Below are 19,171 nucleotides of genomic sequence, written 5' to 3' on the forward strand. Positions count from 1 at the left end.
TATTCTTAAGCTTATCAAGCAATGCGTTAGTCTTTGGTATAATGCACCCAACGAAAGCATAGTTATACTAATTAGTAGGGACACAGCAATACCGTGTCCCTACGAAAATTTTATTTATATGTATCAGAGTTTTGTGAAAAGCGGTCTAGTCTATTTATGAATAGTATCCCGCTCTTTATTAGCCGGTTCCTTATCTTTGAACAAGTCAGCCGCCGTTAAGAGTAACTCTCTCAATGTTTGTTTGATTTGGCGCTCTTTTCTTGCTAGAGATGTACCAGCTTCACCCAGTTTATCTTCTAGCTGCGATCGCTTCTGTTCTACCTGCACAGCCATAGATTCTGCTTGAGGACGAGCTTTATCATACCAGTGTTTAGCCTCGTCTAGATAATCTTGAACTTCCATATTACGTCCGCCATAGCGTGCAGCTATGTTAGCTCGGACAATGGCTAGCTGCGCTTGCAGTTGGGCGTAACGTTTCTTTAACAATCCTGCTTCTTCACTATCTTTAAGGGCATTGATAGCAGAATCAATTGCAGTTTTGGTACTAGCAGGTTTTTCTTTACCTGTCTCTTCAATCTCTGCCAAAATTACATCAACCTCTTGCTGGAGTTGTTCTTCTTCACCATCTAGTTGATCCTGTAGCCGCTTGATATCTGTCTGAGTTTTAGCAATGCTTTCGTGTCTTTTGCTATTAATCCCTTCCAGCGCTCCTTCAATGGAAGCTGTCACTTCATCTTTGAGTTCGCTACCTTTTTCTTGGAAGTTTTCAATTACAGCATAAACAGCATCTTTAACAAGATTGCGAACTTCACTTGAACCTTGTTTAAACTCAGAAGATACTTGAGAAACTGCGGATTTCACAATTTCTCGAATCCGCTCAGTTCTTAATTGTCCAGTTTCTTTAGCTTGTTGTAAGTCTGCTTGAATTTGTTGTTTGATATTGTTAGGCATTTTCAACTCGTAAAATTTAACTAATTGGGATAAAAGTTTATAGAAATGTTTCTACATATCCATTATGGCGTAGCCCGATCTAACTCGACACTCCCTTTAGATAGAAACTAAAAACCTTTAGGAGGTGATGTGTAGGATGTTGCCGATTCGTGAGATGATTAATATTTGTTGCTAGGAATTAAGATAAAAATATGTGGCAAGTAAATATTACTTGTACAGGCGATGCCTGGAAGCGGTATGGTACTGATTTTAAAGCGATCGCACAGAAATATCAAGGCGAATTAATTGGTTCTAAAAAAATGCCAGATGGGACGCGCATCATGTCCTATAAAATTGAGGATGTTAGCGATGCCGAAGCCTTTCAAGAAGATTGTGCCAATTTTACTGGATTTTCAACTGACTTTGAATCCCTATAGTATTATTTCTCACACTTATGCCTCTAACCAGTATGTCACAATCGGGAGAAGTTAATTGAAAAAAATACTCAAATTAGTATTAGTCACGTTTTTGTTATTAATCAGTACTTTTACTTTCCCTGCTAGGGCAGTAGATACAGTTAATGGTGAACAAATATTTAGTGTTAATTGTGCTGGTTGTCATATCAATGGTAGCAACATCATCAGGCGAGGTAAAAATCTCAAAAAGTCAGCGCTGAAAAAGTATGGTATGGATTCAATAGAGGCAGTTGCATCTATAGTAACCAATGGTAAAAATAATATGTCAGCCTACAAAGATCGGCTCAGTGAACAGCAAATTAAAGATGTTGCTGCTTACGTTCTCGAACAAGCTGAGAAAGACTGGCGTTAGAAAGTTAGGAGTTAAGACTTTAGTGAGTTATTAAGTCTAGCAGTGGTAAATCATTCATAATAAAATTAAGAAGGCTGTAGAAACCCGCTTTTCAACTCACTAATTATTAACTCTTCTCACTCCTAAACGGAATATGAACTTACCCGCAGCTAGCCGTCTCCAATTCACTCCCGATTTAAACATCTGCCGCATCTTAAATGGGATGTGGCAAGTCTCCGGCGCACACGGACGTATTAATCCCAGTGCTGCTATTGAGACTATGTTCAAATATTTAGATGCAGGGTTTACTACTTGGGATTTAGCAGACCATTATGGCCCTGCAGAAGACTTTATTGGTGAGTTTCGCTGTGAACTAATTGATACTCGTGGAAAAGATGCTTTATCTCAGGTGCAAGCTTTTACAAAATGGGTGCCTCGTCCAGGCAAAATGACCAAAAAATTGGTTGAGGAAAATATTGATATTTCCCTGAGAAGGATGAATGTGGAATCGTTAGATTTGATGCAATTCCACTGGTGGGAATATCAGGATAAAAATTATCTGGATGCTCTCAAATATATGGCAGAACTTCAAACTGAAGGTAAAATTAAGCATCTAGGTTTAACTAATTTTGACACGGAAAACTTGAAGATTATTACCGAAGCAGGTATCAAAATCGTTTCTAATCAAGTGCAATTTTCTCTGGTTGACCGCCGTCCTGAAGTTAAGATGGTGCAGTTTTGTCAAGAGCATGACATAAAGCTTTTTACTTACGGTACACTGTGCGGTGGTTTGTTATCAGAAAACTATTTGGGGAAACCGGAACCGGGAGGACTTGATCTTTGGACTGCTAGTTTGAAAAAATATAAAAATATGATTGATGCTTGGGGTGGTTGGCAATTATTTCAAGAGTTGCTGGCTATCTTAAAGGAAATTGCTAATAAGCATAGTGTTAGCATTTCTAACGTAGCAGTGCGTTATATTTTAGATCAGCCAACTGTGGGAGGTGTGATAGTTGGTGCCAAACTTGGTGTATCTGAACATATAGAAGATAACGCCAAAGTATTTAATTTTAGTTTAGATGCAGACGATCGCGATCGCATCAATGCAGTCTCTCGCCAATCACGCGATTTGTACCAACTCATCGGCGATTGTGGTGACGAATATCGGCGATAATTTCGGGAAAAGGTGATAATACGGTGAAGGTTACTGTGGAAACTACTGCTGTCAGCCATGCCCATAAACTTCACCTTCGCCCTCAGTCAACAGCAAACTTTTGAACTGCGCTGTGATTATGGCTCACGTCGCCTGAATAAAACGGAGTTAGTAGCACTAATTGATCTGTGTGAGCAAAATTATTATTCTCAACAGAAAGATAGCTTACCCGATCTCATCCAGTTGGGATGGCGACTTTATCAATGGCTGGATGGTAATGAGGGATGGCTGAGAAGGGCGCTGAATGACGCGGATGAGCAAACCATTTATCTAGATTTGATTCAAACCAGCGAAGCGCAGGGGTTAAACCCGGAAACAGAACGGGTAGCGTTGGGATTGGCACATTTGCCTTGGGAGTTGCTACATAATGGTGGAGGGTTTTTACTAGAACGCGAGGATATTTCCGTCTTACCAGTGCGTCGTGTGCAGCAGCGTCAAACCCCAGTGATTGGCGTGCAAAATCGCCCATTGCGGTTGCTGTTCATGGCGACTTCTCCTGAAGATCCCAGAGTTCCACTACTAGGGTTTGAGCAGGAAGAAGCGAACATTTTGAAAGCAACTAAAGATCAGCCTTTGGCGTTGATTGTGGAGGAAAGCGGCTCGGTTGCAGAGTTAGCTAATTTGGTGCAATCTTACCCAGAAGACTATTTTGATGTCTTTCACCTCACGGGACACGGGATAATTTATACCCAACAAGGTTACGGCTGTTTGCTGCCAACAGGTACAAAATTACCAGACAATACCCCTTGCTTTATCACTGAGGATGAGGTGGGGAATATGCAACTTACTACCGTCAATGATTTAGCTAAAGCCTTTCGCGGACGCTGGCCGCGTGTAACTTTTCTCTCTGGTTGTCATACGGGACAGGTTCCTAATAAGGGGACAGTACCCTCGATGGCCCAGGCATTGGTGAAAGCGGGGGCAGGTATAGTTTTAGGCTGGGCGCGTCCGGTGTTTGACACCACGGGTATTATAGCAGCACAGGCACTCTATCAAGCTTTGGCGACGGGGGCAACTGTTGAAGAAGCGGTGAAAGCGGCGCAGCAGGAGATGATTGACGAAGAATGCACCGACTGGCATCTGTTGCGGATCTATCGGGATACGCGCCCTATTAACCAACTGGTGACAGCCCTGAGAAAAAGAGATCGTGAAAGGCTGACGTTTACAGCGCCAGAGCAAGAATTTCTCGATGAAAATAATCTAGTTAAAGTTGCCAGTCGGTTTGAATTTGTCGGACGCAGACGACCTTTGCAACGTTGTCTCAAAGCTCTGGGGGAAACCAGCGACCAAATTGGCGTGTTTATTGCCGGGATGGGGGGACTGGGCAAAAGTAGCCTGGCGGCGCGGTTATGTACGCGGGTGCAGATGCAGCGTGACAATTTTGCGCGAGTCGTGTTGATTGGGCCTTTGGATGAGATAGGTTTGCTGAATAAGCTTTCTAATAAGTATGAGCGGTTTGTAAATGTTCCGGCACTTTTGAACGAACCAAAGGTGTCTCTTAAAGGACGGTTGCAAAACTTTTTTGAGGCAATTGAAAAGCAACACAAGCAACCTTTGCTGCTGGTGCTGGATGATTTTGAGCAGAATATCCCTACAGCTAATATTGAAGATGGCTTACTGCGGATGACGCCGAAAGCTTACGAGATTTTAAGGGCGATTTGTGCAGCATTGGCAGACAACAGGGCAGAAAGTCGGCTGATTGTCACCTGTCGCTATTTGAAGGCAGACACTTTGCCACCTCATCGTCTGCACTTGGAATCTTTGGCAGCGATGAGCAGCAGTGATATTGATAAAATCTGCTTTCCCTTAGATAAGGAAGTTAGGCAACAGTTAAGAACTCAGAGGATTATTAAGATTGCCGATGGTAATCCCCGCTTGCTGAAGTGGCTGTTAGAGGTGATTCAGCAACCAGGAATAGCGGCGGATGAATTACTGAATCGGCTGGAGGCGACTGAGCAGAAGTTTCGTGAAAATATTTTGGCACAAACTCTGCTGGATGCTTTGGAATTGGAAGAACAAAAGTTTCTCGCGCGGTTGAGTGTGTTTCATCTGCCCGTGACGGAGGAGATAATTAATGTCCTCATGCAGAACCTCTCCCCAACCCCTCTCCTACAAGGAGAGGGGCTACAATCTCCCCCATTCCCTCATAGGGAAGGGGGGCGGGGGTTAGCTCACACTTATCCAAGCTTGTCAGTCTCAGCTTAGTTGAGTCTGCTACCACTCACCCCACCCAGCCAGCTAATTATCGAGTGACGACAATTTTAGAATCGTTGCTGGAATCAGTGTTGAGTGAGGAAGAGTGGCAAGCAACCCGACAGCAAGGGGTGAAAAAAATCCATAAAGTTTGGTGGGAGGAGAGTGACAACGCCACGGAAGCAGAAGTACTGGAAATTGTACGTTTGGGACTGCTGGCAAAAGAGCAGGAGATTGCTGTCAGCGTTGGAAATAGGATTGCAAACCATTGGGTCAATAATTCACGGTTTGTAGAAACTTTGGAGTTATGTAAGCAAGTTCTGGCAGTTTTTCAGGATTACCGCATCTTGGGAATAGTCGCCCGTGCTAAAAACGTTTTGGGTTTTGTACAAGATGCTGTTACCCATAATCAGCAAGCTTTAGACCTTTGCCCTGAAGACGAATTGCAAGAAAAAGCCGCTATCCTCAACAACATGGCACTAATACTCGCCCAACAAGGGGACATCCCAAAAGCGATCGCATTTTGGGAGCAATCCTTGGAAATATCTGAGCAGATTGGTGATGTCCAAGGTAAAGCCGCTACCCTCAACAACATAGCACGGGTGATCCGTCAACAAGGGGACATTCCAAAAGCGATCGCATTTTGGGAGCAATCCTTGGAAATATGTGAGCAGATTGGCGATGTCAAAGGCAAAGCCACTACCCTCAACAACATGGCACTGGTATTCGCCCAACAAGGGGACATCCCAAAAGCGATCGCACTCTGGGAGCAATCCTTGGAAATAAAGGCGCAGATTGGCGATATCCAAGGTAAAGCCACTACCCTCAACAATATGGCAACGGTAATCGCCAATCAAGGGGATATAGCAAGAGCGATCGCACTTTGGGAGCAAAACTTTGAAATATTTGAGCAGATTGGCGATGTCAAAGGTAAAGCCACTACCCTCAATAACATGGCATTGCGAATCGCCGACCAAGGGGATATTCCAAAAGCGGTCGCATTTTGGGAGCAATCCTTGGAAATATCTGAGCAGATTGGCGATATCCAAGGTAAAGCCACTACCCTCAATAACATGGCTAAGGTAATCGCCGACCAAGGGGATATGCCAAAAGCAGTCGCACTTTGGGAGCAAAACTTTGAAATATTTCAGCAGATTGGCGATGTCAAAGGTAAAGCCGTTACCCTTAGCAACATAGCTTCTCTTGCTGGTAAAACTGGAGATAAGACTAGGCAATTAGAGTTAAATATAGAAGCTGTTTCAGCACTTATACAGATTCGTGCATACAGTGATTTGCTGACAGTCCTGGGTAATTTATGGATAGCAGATAAAAGCAACGGTTTGGCTTACCTAACTCAAGCAGTCTGGCTGACGCTGAGAATTCAAGCCCCCTTAGCCAAGACCGTTAAGTTAATCCTTGCTTTGTATACAGCCGACTTTCCGCACTTCATCGTGTAATATGCGTAGATTTCCCATAGGTGGAAAAAAATGGTTAAATCAACAACATAAATCGCCAATGGTATTCAATATTAATACTTAATAATTTGAACATTATTAGGAATTTTTATTGAAAAGATAGATAATACATTTTGAAGTGCGGAATGTGGGATACAGCACTTCAAGACGATGAACTAGAAGGTTGGCTAGGAGCAACAGCAATCTTCTTTTGCGCCCGCCGAGGTGAAGGTCATCCGCAGTTAGAGGAACTTCAAAATGTAAGTTTCGAGATCATAGCAGGGGCGGCTGGTAGGCAAGGAATTGAGACACAGGAAGCTTTTGATGCTTGGTTTACTCAGCAACAGCTCAACGATCCAGAATATTTCCTCCCCCGACTCAATCAACGCCTAGAGGAGATAGTCGGCGATGCGTGGTTGTTTGATCCCAGTCAAGTTTCAATGGGTGAATAAGGGGAAATGCGGGGATAGAAAAGAAAAGACTGTTTGAGAAATAAGGTAAATTAGGGCAGTGGGCGCTGACGTAACTGTGTACGCTCTACAACAGTAAAACTGCCTTCTAAAGACATACCTTCAATACTTAGCAGGCGCAGCAAATCTTCGGCTGGCTCCTGTGGTGTAGCAGGAAAATAACGAAAATAAACAACACCTATTGGTGATGGCATCCGCAGGCGATAAATTAACTCACCATAATCTCGATCAAATGTCAGAATGATTCGCTCCTCACGAACTGCGCGTGTCAGAACTTCAGAATCTTCTGCACCTGGTGCGTCTTCGCTTCCATACGCCACATCGTAACCCGCAGAGCGCAAATATCTAACACTCATTAAAGGAAAATTTTCATTTGCTAGAAACTGCATTACCCTGCCTCAGACAAAAGCGGAAGGGTATACAAAGATTCTTCACGCATACACTCTGCTGTAAAAGCAAATACTGCCCTTAATGCTTCTGAGGTTAAGGTGGGATAGTTATCTATAACTTGTTGTTCTGTCCATCCCGCAGCAAATAAACCCAACAAGAACTCTACAGATAAACGAGTTCCTTTCACAGTCGGCTTACCTAGTAGAATTTTAGGATCTGAATGAATGTACTGTCGCCAGTCCATAGTTTGTACTCCGACTAAGCTACAGCTATTGTTGCACAGTATGATTATTGTTGGATTGCTGAGGAAAGATGCGATCGCGTTAATCTATAATTAATTGCTGACAATATAACCAGCTTATGCAATCTTTGAATATTACACTCCCAGATGCGATATGGAACCTCAACTAATACAGAGTTCTCCTGAAATTCTTTCTGGTACACCCGTTTTCTATGGAACTCGTGTACCAGTACAAACATTGATTGATTATCTCGAAGCAGGCGATCGCCTCGACGATTTTCTAGAAGATTTTCCCACTGTAAGCCGCGCACAGGCAACAGCGTTTTTCAAGCTAGCTCTGAAAACGGTATTATCTTCTTATGAAAGTGCTGCTTGATGAATGCCTGCCTAAGAAATTAAAGCGAGAAATCACAGGTCATCAGGTTGTGACTGTACCAGAGCAAGGATGGGCAAGTAAAAAGAATGGTGAGTTACTGCGACTAGCGAAGACTGAGTTTGATGTATTCATCACCATTGATCAAAACTTAACAGCTCAACAAAATTTGAATAATATCAACTTAGCTATAATCGTTCTCGCATCTCCTAGCAATCGTTTAGAAGTTCTGAAACCTCTAATACCTAAAGTTCAAGAAGCTTTAGCAACGATTCAACCAGGTGATGTGGTTACTATAACACTGTAAATTCCAAAAATTACTCTGCTGTAAAAGCAAATACCGCCCTTAATGCTTCTGAGCTAAGAGTCGGATAGTTTTCTAGCACTTCTTGTTCTGTCCATCCCGCAGCAAACAAACCCAATAAGAACTCTACAGATAAACGAGTTCCTTTCACAGTCGGCTTACCTAGTAGAATTTTAGGATCTGAATGAATGTACTATCGCCAGTCCATAGTTTGTACTCCGACTAAGCTACAGCTATTGTTGCAAAGTATGATTTTTGTTGGGTTGCTGAAGGGAAATGCGATCGCGCTAATCTTAAATTAATCGCTGACAAGATAACCAGCTTATGCAATCCCTGAATATTACACTGCCAGATGCGATCGCTTAGACAACTATGATTATTATTAGATTGTTGAGGGGAGATGCGATCGCGCTAATCTTAAATTAATCGCTGACAAGATAACCAGCTTATGCAATCCCTGAATATTACACTGCCAGATGCGATCGTTAATGCTCTCAGTGCTTACATCGGCGATCAAGAAGTTTCCTTAGCTGCTAACGCTATTGTAGAAAATGCCCTTGAAGAATTTCTCAGCCAACGTGGTTATTTACCTCTACAAAAGCAAGGTTTACGCCTAACTCCTGCATCTAAGGGAAGTGGATTTAAAGATACGTCAGCAAATCACGATAAAATTCTAGCTGAACAAGCATTTTCGCAATCATTGCCACCAAACACACCTTGAGAGCCGTAATTGCTGACACTGGGCCTTTATATGCTGCTGTAGATGTAGACGACCAATATCATGAGCGATCGCAAGCCGAACTACAACGTATCAATTCAGAAAATTTAACAATCCTAGTTCCCTTTCCTGTTTATCTGGAAACATATAATCTTTTGTTATATCGTCTTGGAACTGAACAAGCGATTAGCTTTGCTAGACAATGTATAGGATCAGTTCATTTCATTAATCCTTCACAAGAGCGGTATATAGCAGCAGTTGAAAAAGCTGCACGTTTTCCAGATCAACGGATTACCCTCTGCGATGCTCTCACTGCCATTTTGTCAGAGGAAATGAAGCTACCAGTGTGGACGTATGACTATGATTTCGATTTGATGCTGGTTCAGGTCTGGCGATAAACAACTATGATTGTCGTTGGGTTGCTGAAGAGAAATGCGATCGCGCTAATCTTAAATTAGTTGCTGACAATATAACCAGCTTATGCGATCGCTTAGACAACTATGATTATTATTAGATTGCTGAGGGGAGATGCGATCGCGTAAATCTTAAATTAATTGGCGACAATAGCACGTTCATGAGTATCAAAGACTCATTCACGAGTATCAAAGACTCATTCACGAGTATCAAAGACTCATCGGCGAGTATCAAAGACTCATCGGCTGTCAATACTGTTCGGTTAAACCTAAAAAATAATTCCAATGTAGGTTGGGGAGCCACTGCGTTGGGCGTGTTCCCCGACTTAAAGTACGTGGCGTTTGAGGAACGAAACCCAACATTTTCAGGGATTTCTCTCCCCTCCCCGATGCTTTGGGGAGGGGCTGGGAGTGGGGTGTATTGTGGTTTGCATAACTAATTATAGGGATTTCTCTCCCCTCCCCGATGCTTTGGGGAGGGGCTGGGGGTGGGGTGTATTGTGGACATGATCGCAGTAAAAACATCTTGGAAGGTGCTTTAAATTCCTAACGCACCTACGAAGGTGATTAATCTACTTCATACATCTGCTTATGCTTGGCTAAAAGTTCTTGATATTTCTCATTTGTCTTTGCTTCTATCCACTTAGCTTTAAATATTGCTGCTGATTCCGCTTTCACTGGGTCTACTTCATAGGGTAAAATCTCTTTTTTGGAATCTGAATCTTCCGAATTTTGTTTATACTTCCTGCCACTTTTATGATTAGCATAACGGCGAGAGCGAGTATAACCCATTTGGATAAACTTTCGTGCCATATCTGCGCCGACAAAATCATCTTGCTCTAAATATGCAAGAAAAAGCTCGTAAATTTTCTCACTCGACTCTTTCGCAATATCAGGAGTTTTGAACCGCCAGTAAGGAAGAATTTCTGACTTGTATGGTTCAACCAAAAGTACACCCTGCTCACCCTTGCCAACACGATAGAGTTCAGGATGTTGGCGAAAATCAATAGTTTTAAAGTCTAAAGAATAATCAAAAGCCATGATAGATGTTTAATAAAAATAGTAAACTTTAGAAAAAAGTTCAACTTCTATCTAAGTATTGAGATATTGTTCTATGCTATCTACCACCCAATATGTGAAGAGTGTCCTTGCGCCAGGAAATCTGCGTAAAGTGCATCACATTGCCCTCAACGTCCAAAATATGCAAGCTTCCCGCTACTTTTATGGTACAATCCTGGGTTTGCACGAACTCACAGGCGACGAAGTACCTGCAACCCTGGTGGAACTTGTCGCATTTGGGAAAGTAGCCAACTTCATCACCCCCGATGGGACAATTTTAGATTTATTTGGGGAACCCGAATTAACACCACCAAATCCAGACCCCGAAAAGACCTTCACCAGGGCGTACCATCTAGCCTTTGACATCGATCCGCAGTTATTCGATCGCGCCGTGACAGTAATCAGAGAAAATAAAATAGCGATCGCACATGGCCCAGTCACTCGTCCTACTGGTAGAGGAGTGTATTTTTATGATCCAGATGGCTTTATGATTGAAATTCGTTGCGATCCTGATATGCATTAAAATAATTCGTAATTCGTAATTCGTAATTCGTAATTCGTATATGACAGAAACTGATGCAAATATTTAAAGTAATCGAAGACACAATCACAAAACCACCAATTCCCCACGAACCATACAAGCAATCATTGAAAGCTTGGGCGATGTATTGTTTGCGAGACAAAGGTTTTATAGTCGTTTATGCTCAAAATGCCGACTTTGCTATTGAAAGAAAGGGCGCAGAAAAACTATATTTCAAAGTTTCAAATAGCCCGGATGATTTAGATAATTCTATTAATTGGATTCTTTGGGATAGTGCAACCAAAAGCGCCAGCCTCATTCCCCAAAAAGAAACTGATGCTAAAAAATTGCTGTAAGCAAATAATTCCTAATTAATCGTGTACAGTAACTAATTTGCGTCAGCGTCTCCCCTCCCCTTAGCAAGGGGAGGGGCTGGGGGTGGGGTGCAATGACTGTGGAAATCATAACTAATTATCCGAACTTGATATGATACATAAATCATAACTTTTCAAACATCTATTTTGCTTTTCCAGACAACTGCTGCACAAACATTTGATGTTCTGGCGAATTTAATCCCAACTGCAACACAGCCAATACTTGCGGCATATTCCCAGCAATTAAATCTGACATTGACAACCACAAACCAGGAAATATTTGACTTTTGATAATTCCATCTGCGTCCACTTCTAAGGATATATATTCTCCTTGTTGCAGACCAAACCAATCTAATTTGTTTTCAAATATTTGCCAAACAATATATTCTTCTACTCCATTCCGACCATAGACTTTTTTCTTGTCATATAAATCAATAGCAACACTGCTAGCTGCTATCTCTATTACCAGTTCTGGCGCACCTTCGATGTAATCATCAGCACTCAAACGAGATTGTCCTTGAGATGTTGGTGTGATTAATAGCACTCCATCTGGTTGCGGTTCATTGTCTCGATCTAAGCGGACTGTTGGCTCAATTCCTAATCTCACACCAGGAGTTGATGCTTCATAAACTCCCAGCCAAGTAATTGTATGACCATGTGGTTCAGCATGACTTTCAAAGCGTAATGGGGATGCCAAGTATACAACTCCTTCAATTAATTCGGCTTTTTGATGACGGGACATTGTTTGATAGCGTCGTTCAAATTCGTAGCGAGTAAGGCGATCGCCATTCTCTAAATGAGGGATTTGTTGCTTGAGTGATAGTTTGACCATGATTTTCTGCTCTGCTCTGGCAAGGAGTCTTACTTTATTATGGCTTGATGCTTATTTTTTTAGAGATTTACTAAATCACTATATAAGTAGGTAGACAAGATAAAACCAAACTATGTAACGAAAAGTAAAATCTCTGTATTTGGCTCGTAGTTGCGCTAAAGCGCAAGAGGGCGCAACTACGAGCCAGTAATGATTATTTGCGCCCACTTACTTAGGGGTTCCCATTCAGATGCGGTACAACATTATATCGCGGGGTGTAGGTGCACGGCACTGCCGTGTCCCTACGGGTGTATCTTACGTAAACGAGAAGCGCTAGAATTAGGTTTCTCAAATACCATTAAATGCTGTTGAGGTAACAAATTTTTAGTTTCACGCCAAACTAAACCAACAGCTTGCATTTCTTTGCTAACTTGCTTTTGAGTCATTTTGTGCAGACCTTTAATCATGATAAAGGGATTTTCACCCCGGTACTCAACTAGTACTACCCGACCACCTGGTTTAAGTCCTTTCACAATTACTTGCATCACTTCTTGGGGATATTCTAATTCATGATAAGCATCTACCATCAAGACCAAATCGACACTGTTCGGTGGTAAATTTGGGTCAGTAAGAGTTGCTAAAATAGGCTCAATATTGGTAATATTTTTCTCTTTTTTGAACAACTCAATGAGTTCTAACATTTCTGGCTGAACATCTACAGCTAATACCTTACCTGCTGTTAATAGCGGCGCGATGCGAAAGCTGAAGTAACCTGTACCAGCGCCAATATCCGCCACGACATCATTAGGTTTCAAGTTGAGCAGACTAACTACCTTACTTGGCTGTTCCTCTGGCTCTCGGCTTGGACGTTCTAACCAGCCAGCGCCAGTGTATCCCATAACTTTGGCGATTTCGCGCCCCATGTAATATTTGCCGATCCCATCTGGACTATGAATTAGCCGTTGTTGGTAAACAGTGCTGGATGAAGTCGCGGCTTGTGCTGTCAGGGTTGGATTCAGCAGCAAGCAACTCAATATCACAAAAAAAGTTACTATAAAGTGGAGAAAATTTGACATTTGGTTATGACTGATTTGGATAGTTATAAACAGCAACTAAAAGAATTTTATGGTGGTAGAAGTACTTATGACCATGAGGAAGGTACTCGCCATCCTCTAGAAGCCAAGCTTTTACTTGAATTTGTTCCACTACATTCGGGACAGAAAATTCTGGATGTGGCGACTGGAACCGGTTTAGTTGCGATCGCCGCAGCTGAAAAAGTTGGTTCAGAGGGCTATGTGATTGGGATTGACATGACCCCTGGAATGTTGCATCAAGCAAGACTTAAAATTGCAGCCGCAAAATTAAAAAATATCGAGTTAATTGAGGCAGATGCAGAACATTTAAATTTTAGCGATAATAGTTTTGATGTTGTCTTTTGCTGTGAGGCATTTGTACTTTTTCCTGATATAATTGCTATTTTAAAAAAGTGGTATTGCTTATTGAAATCAGGAGGATTTGTGGGATTCACCTGTCCTCCCGAAACTGCTTATATGGCATCTCTTCAGCAGAGGATCTGCGCTAGAGTTTTGGACGTATCGCTACCATATATCCTTGAACCACTAGGGACTCCAGAAAAATGCCGAAATTTGCTCAATCAGACAGGTTTTAGAGATATTGAAATTAAAATTGAGCCATCAGGACGTTATCGCCCTCTTAGGGATAACAGATTATCTATGACAGCAATTAAGATAAATTTTAAAGGTAATCCACTGCTGTCAAAATTATCACAAGAACAATTAAATCAGTTGCAAGTTGAGTACAAAGCTGAAATTGAGAAATTAGCAACCGAGCAAGGTATTTGGGAAGACACTACAAAATTCTTTGTTCGCGCTCGAAAATAAGTTGATGAGCTTTGCTGCTGAACTGACAGATGAGAGCGATCGCACATAATAATCTTACCGTTACTAATGACAATGACAGTTTAATCTTTTAGACCGATGTGGAAGTAAACATTTTCAAGATTTACTTGAAGCAGCCCCTCTAAAAACTTGTAATCCAACCTGTGGACGTTAATATGCAAAACCTGTCCCTGATGTTAATGCCTGTACTCGCTGCACAGAAAGTAGCAGGTGACGGTTTAATTAAACCTCTTGGTCATCATGAGCTGCTGTTGGTGTTGGTGCAACTGTCATTATTGCTTTTCGTAGCGCGGGGATTAGGTGAATTGATGCGCCGGATTAGCCTACCGCCTGTTGTTGGAGAATTACTGGCGGGTGTGGTGCTTGGCCCTTCTCTATTTGGTTGGCTCCTTCCAGACTTACAGGCAGACATCTTTCCCAAAAGTCAAGAACAGTCTAATTTACTTTCGGTGATTTCTTGGTTAGGTGTGTTATTTTTGCTGATTGTGACTGGGTTGGAAACGGATCTGAAGCTGATTCTTCGTAAGGGGAAAACGGCTCTTTTGATTTCACTGGGCGGAATTATTGTCCCGTTTATCACCGGATTTGGATTGGGCTGGCTATTGCCAGATAGTTTTTTAGCTGACCCAGAAAAGCGACTAGTATTCAGTCTGTTCATAGCCACAGCAATGAGTATTTCGGCAGTACCAGTGATTGCTAAGGTGCTGATGGACTTAAACCTGATTCGCCGTGATATTGGTCAAGTCACCTTAGCTGCTGGGATGACTGACGACACTATCGGCTGGATTTTACTTTCTGTGGTTTCAGGTTTAGCTAGTAGCGGCAAATTTGACCTGGGGACAATTTTCCATTCCGTGAGTGCGGCTATATTGTTTTTAGCGATCGCTTTTACAATTGGGCGTACCATTGTAGACCAGATTTTGCGCTGGGTTGATGACTACGTTGGCGGCATCTCCGCTAGTATATCGGTTGTGCTGATTCTTTCGCTCTCAGCAGCAGCACTTACCCACGCATTAGGTCTAGAAGCAGCATTAGGTGCTTTCGTGCTAGGGATTTTGGCAGGTCAATCTCGCCGCTTTAGCAATGAAGCTGGACACATGCTAGAAGTTTTCACAGCAAGCTTTCTAGCGCCAATTTTCTTTGCTTCAGCTGGCTTGAAAGTTAACTTACAAACTCTGTTAGTCCCACAAACGTTGATATTTGCGATAATTGTTCTGGCTGTCGCCTGTGTTGGCAAATTTACAGGTGCTTACCTTGGTTCTCGCGCAGGCGGCTTGAGTCATTGGGAAGGTTTGGCGATGGGTTCTGGGATGAATGCTCGCGGGGCGATGGAAATTGTCGTTGCCACGATTGGTTTATCATTGGGAGTGCTGAATCCCCAGATGTACTCGATTATTGTCATGGTGGCGATCGCTACTTCTCTAATGGCTCCACCCCTTCTGCGCTGGTGTTTGTCTAAGGTGGTGATGAGTGATGAAGAAGCTCGACGTTTGGAACAAGAAGAACAGGATAGCCGCAGCTTTATCAAACAAATCCAGCGTGTCTTAATCCCTACTAGCGGTGGTCCCAACATCCAACTTGCGGCGCAATTAGTCGGTTACATGGCTCACCAAAACTCCATAGAAGTCACATCTCTATATGCCCTGAGTGATAAGCAGCCCCAAAAAAAAGCCCGTCAAACGGCAACTGAGGTAAAAGACACTGCCGCAGAGGTGGCTTTGGCCTCTGTTGTTGAAGAAATGCACCTACCTGCTGATACCCTCCTGCAAACAAAAACGGAGTCGGGGCGGAATAAAGCGGAGGTAATTTTGAATGAAGCGAGCAAAAGCTATGACTTGATTGTATTGGGAGCTTCTGAAAAGATCCGCCCCCAAAAAGCATTGTTCAATTTGCTTGTAGATCGGGTAGTACAAGAAGCCCCTTGTGCAACGATGGTAGTGAAGTCGCACCTACCCTACCCCAAAGGCGAGACATGCAACATTGCTCAACAACAGCTGACAAAGATTCTGGTACCAACGGTGGGGACAGAATATAGCAAAAATGCTGTAGAGATGGCAAGTACGATCGCTGCTCAAACAGGGGCATTAGTTATGATCGTGAACGTGATTAATGTGCCACAGGCTCAGTATATTCTTTACGAGCAGCGATCGCTAACTCCAGTCAAAGAAATTGCCCACGATCTGCTCGAACAGCAAGCAGAAATTGGTCGCAATCTAGGTGCTGATGTCAAAACCTATATTCTTCAAGGAACCAGCCCAGAAAAAGAAATCCTCAAGTTTGCCCAAACCCAGGAAGTTGACCTAATTATTCTCGGAAGTAGTATCCGAATGGTTACGGGTCGCGTTTTCTTTGGTCATAGAGTGGATGCAATATTAAGTAAAGCCCATTGCCCAGTAGCGGTAATTACTACGCCATAGGCGTTCTTAGCTAAAGCTTAGATTACGACTGAGATGGGGAGTAGGGAGTGGGGAGTAGCGTAGTTCAATTACTTGAAAAGCGCTGTATGGTAGCGAATTCTTTGCGTACCTCTGCGCTTACCTCTGCGCCCCTCTCCGTTTAAATTTCAACTCTCAATTCGCCACGATTTTAGGCAAAGCAGTACTAACCAAACTTTTCTTTCATGATTTGACCTTAGCGCGAACCTCTAGAAGTGACTGATCTTTGCAAATTAGCTAGAGCGCGATTGTAATCCAAAATAGCTGCGACTCTATTACCTTCTGCTCTTGTCAGGTCATTTTCAGCAGAAATCACCTCTGTTTGAGTACCTACACCAGCTTGGAACCTCAGCCTTGCTAAATTCAGAGCTTCCCTAGCTTGATTTAAAGCCACACTAGAAGTCTGCACATTATTTAGATTAGATTGTAATTGAGAATAGTACTGTTCTACATCAAAGCGAATTTGGTCACGCTGGCTACCAAATTGAGACTGTGCGATCGCAATATCAGCCCTCGACTGAGCCGCCCTTGCTCTTGCAACTCCGGCATCAAACAAAGCGAGATTACCGCTAAGTCCCACTGAATAGCCATCAGTAATGCTGACACCATCGTTATACCGATCTAGCACATTGTAGTCGGCTGCCAAACTAATTTGCGGCCCTAGCTGTGAAAGTGCCTGTCGTCGCTGTTGCTCGGCAATATTACCTTGTGCTAATTGCTGTTGCAATTCTGGACGATTTTGAAACGCTTGGACAATACTTTGTTCTACCGTCTGTGACCAAAGACCCGCTAATTTTACAGGATCTGCGGCACTAATATCAGCTGAATCTGACAAACTTAACAACGTGGCTAGCTGACGACGGGCAATTTGCTGCTGCGAGATAGCATTAGTTAGTTCTTGTTGAGCGTTTGCTAAATTAACCTGAGCTTGCAACACATCAAACCGCGTACCCACTCCAGCCTGTTCTCTGGCTAAAGTATCCCGCAAACTAGCCTGGGCATTTGCCACCGCAGCTCGATTAATTCTTACTTGTTCATCTGCTTGTTGCAAATTATAGTATTGAGTCGTGGTATTCAAACTAATTGTCAAAGACTGAGTTTCAACATTCAATTGCTGCACACGTAGTTGTTCTTGGGCTGCTTGGATTGTCGCTTGTCGATTACCGGAGGTATAAACGTTGTAATTCAGTTGTGCTGAACCATTAAAAGTGGTGCTGCCTTGAGATGTATTGTTAGTAAAACCATTACCACTATTAGTCACCCTACTATTAATTCCCAGAGTAGGAAACAAGGCAGCTTGAGACTCGCGTAGCGCCGAACGACTGCGTTCTAGCTGTAACAGGGCTACCTGTAAATCTCGATTGTTACGTCGTGCTAGTTCCAAAGCTTGTGCCAAACTGATTGGCACAGTTCCCCGAATCCTTACTTCCTGCGGTTTGGTAGGAAATTGCAGAGGATTGGGACTGGGGTTGAGGTCATTGGGAACCTGTACAGGGCTTGAGGTATTCTCAGGTTTGGCGGGAGTTGCGGCACTTGCTGCATTTGGAAAAAGAATAGCGATCGCTACGGTAACCCAGGTAAAATGCACAAAGAATAAACTGAAATTCATAAATAGATAGATGTAGTCATTAATTGGTTTTTTAGGATACAATCACAACTTTTCATCCTAATTGATCTAGGGTAATTTTAAACTCCCCCTCAAAAAACTGATAAGTAGATAGGCGTAATTAAATATCTATATCAAACCTCACCCTCAATTCCTCTCCTTAAGAAGGAGAGGGAAGCCGGATTGAGGGTGAGGTTTTATATTTAATTTGACCCACTTACTTATTAACAAATTAGCCTACAATCAAGCCATCCTGAACTCGAATAATCCTTTTGGTTTGAGCAGCGATATCTGGTTCATGAGTGACAATCACAATTGTGATCCCTTGGTCATTAAGTTCTGTTAATAAACTCATCACCTCATGAGAAGTTTCAGTATCTAAAGCTCCTGTTGGCTCATCTGCCAAAACTAATGCAGGTCGATTCACCAAAGCACGAGCGATCGCTACCCGTTGTTGTTGCCCCCCAGATAGTTGACTGGGACGGTTAGATATGCGTTCCTCTAGTCCCACCTTTACCAAAGCTTCTAACGCCCTTTCCCGGCGTTTTGGCTTAGGCAAGTTAGCGTAAACCATTGGTAGCATAACATTTTCCAGCGCTGTCGCCCGTGCTAAGAGGTTAAATTGTTGGAAAACAAAACCAATCCTTTGGTTACGAATATAAGCTAATTCATCATCATCAAAAGTAGTCAAGTTTCTGCCTTCAAAAATATAGTCTCCAGTTGTGGGACGATCCAGACATCCCAAAATATTCATGAGTGTGGATTTCCCCGAACCTGACGCACCCATAATCGAGACATATTCCCCTTCTTCAATAGAGAGTTCAATTCCCTTAAGTATTGGAACACTAACTTCTCCCAAGTAGTAGGTTTTGGTAATAGATTCCATCCAAATCATTGTGGGCATAAGATTTAAAAGTTAGGAGTTAGGAGTTAGGAGTTAG

23 protein-coding genes are annotated in these 19,171 nt (G+C 42.7%); 14 read left to right on the forward strand and 9 right to left on the reverse strand.

The window, feature by feature from the left end:
• Positions 1 to 150 precede the first annotated feature (150 nt).
• On the reverse strand, positions 151 to 951 hold the full coding sequence (locus tag V7K32_RS04770; RefSeq protein ID WP_334990821.1) for a histidine kinase: 801 nt from the start codon (positions 949 to 951) through the stop codon (positions 151 to 153).
• Positions 952 to 1,142: 191 nt separating this feature from the next.
• Between V7K32_RS04770 and V7K32_RS04775 the strand changes: the two genes are divergently transcribed.
• From V7K32_RS04775 to V7K32_RS04800, 6 genes are all read left to right on the forward strand, one after another.
• Positions 1,143 to 1,367, forward strand: coding sequence for a hypothetical protein (locus V7K32_RS04775; RefSeq protein WP_334990823.1), 225 nt, complete (start codon positions 1,143 to 1,145; stop codon positions 1,365 to 1,367).
• Positions 1,368 to 1,422: 55 nt separating this feature from the next.
• Entirely contained in the window at positions 1,423 to 1,758 is a 336-nt protein-coding gene (gene petJ / locus V7K32_RS04780) for a cytochrome c6 PetJ (RefSeq protein ID WP_334990825.1), read from the forward strand.
• 133 nt (positions 1,759 to 1,891) lie between these two features.
• Complete coding sequence (locus tag V7K32_RS04785; protein ID WP_334990827.1) at positions 1,892 to 2,911, forward strand: aldo/keto reductase; 1,020 nt, start codon at positions 1,892 to 1,894, stop codon at positions 2,909 to 2,911.
• 57 nt (positions 2,912 to 2,968) lie between these two features.
• The gene (locus tag V7K32_RS04790) at positions 2,969 to 5,155 is read left to right on the forward strand and encodes a CHAT domain-containing protein (protein WP_334990829.1); all 2,187 of its coding nucleotides are present in this window, start codon (positions 2,969 to 2,971) and stop codon (positions 5,153 to 5,155) included.
• 44 nt (positions 5,156 to 5,199) lie between these two features.
• A complete protein-coding gene (locus V7K32_RS04795; RefSeq protein WP_334990832.1) occupies positions 5,200 to 6,600 on the forward strand; it encodes a tetratricopeptide repeat protein in 1,401 nt (466 codons plus the stop codon).
• 143 nt (positions 6,601 to 6,743) lie between these two features.
• On the forward strand, positions 6,744 to 7,049 hold the full coding sequence (locus V7K32_RS04800) for a hypothetical protein (RefSeq protein ID WP_334990834.1): 306 nt from the start codon (positions 6,744 to 6,746) through the stop codon (positions 7,047 to 7,049).
• 50 nt (positions 7,050 to 7,099) lie between these two features.
• On the opposite strand, the gene V7K32_RS04805 is transcribed toward V7K32_RS04800, so the two are convergent.
• Positions 7,100 to 7,456 carry a DUF5615 family PIN-like protein gene (locus V7K32_RS04805; protein WP_334990836.1) on the reverse strand — a complete coding sequence of 119 codons (357 nt, stop codon included), beginning with the start codon at positions 7,454 to 7,456 and terminating at the stop codon, positions 7,100 to 7,102.
• On the reverse strand, positions 7,456 to 7,701 hold the full coding sequence (locus tag V7K32_RS04810; RefSeq protein WP_334990838.1) for a DUF433 domain-containing protein: 246 nt from the start codon (positions 7,699 to 7,701) through the stop codon (positions 7,456 to 7,458). The genes V7K32_RS04805 and V7K32_RS04810 overlap by 1 nt, the downstream gene beginning before the upstream one ends.
• 151 nt (positions 7,702 to 7,852) lie before the next feature.
• Here V7K32_RS04810 and V7K32_RS04815 point away from each other — a divergent pair, with 151 nt between their 5' ends.
• Positions 7,853 to 8,074: a DUF433 domain-containing protein gene (locus V7K32_RS04815; RefSeq protein ID WP_334879128.1), complete on the forward strand. Its 222-nt coding sequence runs from the start codon at positions 7,853 to 7,855 to the stop codon at positions 8,072 to 8,074.
• Complete coding sequence (locus V7K32_RS04820) at positions 8,058 to 8,378, forward strand: DUF5615 family PIN-like protein (RefSeq protein WP_334990840.1); 321 nt, start codon at positions 8,058 to 8,060, stop codon at positions 8,376 to 8,378. The genes V7K32_RS04815 and V7K32_RS04820 overlap by 17 nt, the downstream gene beginning before the upstream one ends.
• Positions 8,379 to 8,388: 10 nt before the next feature.
• Here V7K32_RS04820 and V7K32_RS04825 read toward each other — a convergent pair whose 3' ends face one another.
• Positions 8,389 to 8,565 (reverse strand): DUF433 domain-containing protein, encoded by a 177-nt coding sequence (locus V7K32_RS04825; RefSeq protein WP_334991183.1) that lies wholly within the window; start codon positions 8,563 to 8,565, stop codon positions 8,389 to 8,391.
• 258 nt (positions 8,566 to 8,823) lie between these two features.
• On the opposite strand from V7K32_RS04825, the gene V7K32_RS04830 reads away from it, so the two are divergent.
• The gene (locus V7K32_RS04830; protein ID WP_334990842.1) at positions 8,824 to 9,096 is read left to right on the forward strand and encodes a hypothetical protein; all 273 of its coding nucleotides are present in this window, start codon (positions 8,824 to 8,826) and stop codon (positions 9,094 to 9,096) included.
• The gene (locus V7K32_RS04835) at positions 9,093 to 9,491 is read left to right on the forward strand and encodes a type II toxin-antitoxin system VapC family toxin (protein ID WP_334990844.1); all 399 of its coding nucleotides are present in this window, start codon (positions 9,093 to 9,095) and stop codon (positions 9,489 to 9,491) included. The genes V7K32_RS04830 and V7K32_RS04835 overlap by 4 nt, the downstream gene beginning before the upstream one ends.
• 582 nt (positions 9,492 to 10,073) lie before the next feature.
• On the opposite strand, the gene V7K32_RS04840 is transcribed toward V7K32_RS04835, so the two are convergent.
• Positions 10,074 to 10,547 carry a DUF4385 domain-containing protein gene (locus tag V7K32_RS04840; RefSeq protein ID WP_334990846.1) on the reverse strand — a complete coding sequence of 158 codons (474 nt, stop codon included), beginning with the start codon at positions 10,545 to 10,547 and terminating at the stop codon, positions 10,074 to 10,076.
• Between the two features lie 73 nt (positions 10,548 to 10,620).
• Between V7K32_RS04840 and V7K32_RS04845 the strand changes: the two genes are divergently transcribed.
• Both V7K32_RS04845 and V7K32_RS04850 read left to right on the forward strand, forming a co-directional pair.
• Positions 10,621 to 11,088: a VOC family protein gene (locus tag V7K32_RS04845; RefSeq protein ID WP_334990848.1), complete on the forward strand. Its 468-nt coding sequence runs from the start codon at positions 10,621 to 10,623 to the stop codon at positions 11,086 to 11,088.
• Between the two features lie 53 nt (positions 11,089 to 11,141).
• A complete protein-coding gene (locus V7K32_RS04850; RefSeq protein ID WP_334990850.1) occupies positions 11,142 to 11,441 on the forward strand; it encodes a hypothetical protein in 300 nt (99 codons plus the stop codon).
• A 160-nt stretch (positions 11,442 to 11,601) separates the two neighbouring features.
• Here V7K32_RS04850 and V7K32_RS04855 read toward each other — a convergent pair whose 3' ends face one another.
• Positions 11,602 to 12,291, reverse strand: a complete 690-nt coding sequence (locus tag V7K32_RS04855; RefSeq protein ID WP_334990852.1) for a Uma2 family endonuclease — start codon at positions 12,289 to 12,291, stop codon at positions 11,602 to 11,604.
• Between the two features lie 281 nt (positions 12,292 to 12,572).
• Positions 12,573 to 13,346, reverse strand: a complete 774-nt coding sequence (locus V7K32_RS04860) for a class I SAM-dependent methyltransferase (protein ID WP_334990854.1) — start codon at positions 13,344 to 13,346, stop codon at positions 12,573 to 12,575.
• Positions 13,347 to 13,352: 6 nt separating this feature from the next.
• Between V7K32_RS04860 and V7K32_RS04865 the strand changes: the two genes are divergently transcribed.
• Together V7K32_RS04865 and V7K32_RS04870 are read left to right on the forward strand one after the other, a co-directional pair.
• A complete protein-coding gene (locus tag V7K32_RS04865; RefSeq protein WP_334990856.1) occupies positions 13,353 to 14,171 on the forward strand; it encodes a class I SAM-dependent methyltransferase in 819 nt (272 codons plus the stop codon).
• Positions 14,172 to 14,344: 173 nt separating this feature from the next.
• Positions 14,345 to 16,606 (forward strand): cation:proton antiporter domain-containing protein, encoded by a 2,262-nt coding sequence (locus V7K32_RS04870; protein WP_334990858.1) that lies wholly within the window; start codon positions 14,345 to 14,347, stop codon positions 16,604 to 16,606.
• Positions 16,607 to 16,820: 214 nt separating this feature from the next.
• On the opposite strand, the gene V7K32_RS04875 is transcribed toward V7K32_RS04870, so the two are convergent.
• Positions 16,821 to 18,233 (reverse strand): TolC family protein, encoded by a 1,413-nt coding sequence (locus tag V7K32_RS04875; protein ID WP_334990860.1) that lies wholly within the window; start codon positions 18,231 to 18,233, stop codon positions 16,821 to 16,823.
• Between the two features lie 229 nt (positions 18,234 to 18,462).
• The gene (locus tag V7K32_RS04880) at positions 18,463 to 19,134 is read right to left on the reverse strand and encodes an ABC transporter ATP-binding protein (protein WP_334990862.1); all 672 of its coding nucleotides are present in this window, start codon (positions 19,132 to 19,134) and stop codon (positions 18,463 to 18,465) included.
• Positions 19,135 to 19,171 lie beyond the last annotated feature (37 nt).

Origin of the sequence: Nostoc sp. (genome assembly GCF_036917635.1) — a bacterium.
GTDB lineage: Bacteria > Cyanobacteriota > Cyanobacteriia > Cyanobacteriales > Nostocaceae > Nostoc.